The sequence below is a fragment of the Polynucleobacter sinensis genome (assembly GCF_001595985.1).
GTDB classification, from domain to species: domain Bacteria; phylum Pseudomonadota; class Gammaproteobacteria; order Burkholderiales; family Burkholderiaceae; genus Polynucleobacter; species Polynucleobacter sinensis.
Genome location: NZ_LOJJ01000010.1, coordinates 1 through 1,233 on the forward strand (window position 1 = coordinate 1; position 1,233 = coordinate 1,233).

Below are 1,233 nucleotides of genomic sequence, written 5' to 3' on the forward strand. Positions count from 1 at the left end.
CCTTGGATTCAACCGGTCAACGCAACAGATTGAGCAAAACGTTCTGCCGGTGTTTGATAGTTTAGTGTTTTTCTAGGGCGTTCATTTAGTTTCCTTGCCACTGCATTGAGCTTGGCTTGGGAGTAGTTAGCCAGACTCATTCCTTTAGGGAAGTATTGTCTTAATAATCCATTGGTATTTTCATTCGATCCTCGTTGCCAAGGATGCTGGGGATCACAAAAGTACACTTGAACATCCGTGGCTAAGGTAAAACGTTTGTGTTCAGACATCTCTTTACCCCGATCCCACGTTAACGATTTATAAAGCTCGTCCGGTAATTTTCTCGCATGCTTAATTAAGGCATTGACGACAGTTTGACTATCTTTACGGGCAACCTTTACTAGCATTACATAGCGAGTCTGGCGCTCAACGAGAGTAGCGATCTGGCTGTTGGCATCCCCATAAAGTAGATCGCCTTCCCAGTGTCCTGGCACCGCGCGATCTTCTGCTTCTGCTGGCCGCTCTCTAATGGAGACTGCATTGGCAATCTTGCCAAGGCCGACATCTTTGAGTGTGTGATGACGTGAGCGGCGCATGATCCGAGTGCGACGTAAGTGCGCCACGAGCTCTTTCTTTAAGGCTCCACGGGCTTGGATAAAGAGGCTGCGATAAATTGTCTCGTGTGACACCTGATAGCTTTTCTCATCTGGATACGTTTGCTTTAACCATCCGGCAATCTGTTGTGGCGACCACTGCAAGAACTGCAGCTTATCTGTCACGATAGTTGCCAAGGGCTTGTTCAAGACCAGTTTACAAGTCTTAGGACGAAGTGCTCGATCCCAAGCGGCTCCATCAGCCCCAGCTGATCGGTAGTCTTTGGCGCCACCATTACGCTTAACCTCCCGACTAACCGTAGAGGGCGATCTACCTAAAAGCTGAGCGATGGAGCGAAGGGATTGTCCCGTTGCTAGGCCGCGGGAGATCTCTTCTCGCTCAGCCAAAGTTAGCGCTAAAACGGATCGAGTTCGCTCTGGCGGTCTGATGCCACCACTTTCAGCCAAAATACGCTGGATAGAGGAGTGACCCCGATCAAATAACTGCGCTATCTGATGAAGGTTATCGCCTTTTTGCCACCGCTCCCACATTAAAGCCTTCTGGGTGGCCGTGTAATAGATTCGAGGTCGTTGTTTCATGAGCAACACTCCTTGCGCTTACGCAGTTTGTAGTGTGTTGCATCGATCGGTTGAATTCAAG

1 protein-coding gene is annotated in these 1,233 nt (G+C 49.2%); it reads right to left on the bottom strand.

The genetic code is table 11. From position 1 onward, the window contains the following. Positions 1-8: 8 nt before the first annotated feature. A complete protein-coding gene (locus AOB49_RS09830) occupies positions 9-1,172 on the bottom strand; it encodes an IS30 family transposase (protein WP_062310620.1) in 1,164 nt (387 codons plus the stop codon). Positions 1,173-1,233: the final 61 nt, after the last annotated feature.